Annotated in this window: 2 protein-coding genes; one reads left to right on the top strand and one right to left on the bottom strand. The window is 39.5% G+C overall.

Features of this window, described 5'->3' with window-relative positions; genetic code table 11:
- The coding region (gene mobQ / locus ABZ920_RS30505) for a MobQ family relaxase (protein WP_361512087.1) at positions 1 to 647 on the bottom strand (647 nt) is incomplete at its 3' end.
- 211 nt (positions 648 to 858) lie between these two features.
- Between mobQ and ABZ920_RS30500 the strand changes: the two genes are divergently transcribed.
- Positions 859 to 1,064: hypothetical protein (locus ABZ920_RS30500; RefSeq protein ID WP_361512085.1), on the top strand; the 206-nt coding region annotated here is incomplete at its 3' end.

Below are 1,064 nucleotides of genomic sequence, written 5' to 3'. Positions count from 1 at the left end.
TGACCTTCGTGCTGAGTTGCTTCTAGGTCACTTTCCTGGTCTTCATAACTTCTGTGATCGACACGTTCATCAAATCCATTTTGTTCCAGGTGATGATTGCATAACTCTGCAAATGATTCTCTCCAGTGGCTTACAGTTTCTGTGCCATTGTCACGACTGAAGTCCCTATATTTTTTTGCTGAAAAGCCACCCTGCTCATTAATACTTCGGGTTGTGAACATGATGTGTGCATGGTAGTTGCGTTCATCACTTCCACTGTCTGTATGAGGTGCATGAATAGCAGCATCAACGATGACACCGTATTTTTTAACGAGGTTTCGGCAAAGTTCATTGAGCATATTTTCACGCTGTTCAGCGTTTAACTCACTGGGAAATGCAATCTCAAACTCTCTTGCAAGTAATGCATCTTTTCTACGTTCAACCTTTTCGACTTCATTCCAAAGTGTTTGGCGCTTGAGTAACTCAGTATTTGTATTTTCAGGTGCATAGATTTTTGTAAATTCGACACCAGTTTTTCTTGTGTAGTCTTGTTCTTTTCCATAAAAATCGCATACCAATTTTTCACTTGAACGATATGCAGCACAAGCAACGGCCGATCGTCCATTACCTCTACTAATCGTTTTAACTGAAAAATGATATATCGCCATTTTGCTTTTGCTCTTTATTTCGATTTATCGAAATTACCAACATGTATATGTTGGTCAGGGGATTACAAAGGGGATTTACCCCTTGTCGCACCATTGGATGAAATCCAATGGCTAAGTGCGCCCTTCGGGAAAACCACGATAGCATGGGCTGTCTTGAATTTCAATTCAAACAGACCTATGCTTGAGGGGGATTCCTTGAGATGGTGATGGTATGAGTGTTGAAACTTTAGAGCAAAAAATTGCAAAGCAAGAAGAACGATTAAGACAACTAAAAGCACAAAAACAAGCTATTGCTGCTCGTGAAAAAAAGAAAAATTCTGATCGACAAAGAAAAGATGATACTAGACGTAAAATTCTACTGGGGGCTTGGGTTCTAAACAAACTGAAAAATGATGAATCTTTTAAGGGTCAACTAAC

Source organism: Streptomyces sp. NPDC046831, assembly GCF_040645305.1.
Taxonomy (GTDB): Bacteria; Actinomycetota; Actinomycetes; order Streptomycetales; family Streptomycetaceae; genus Streptomyces.
Note: the sequence above shows the minus strand (reverse complement) of the source record. Positions and strands in the feature narration are given on the sequence as shown.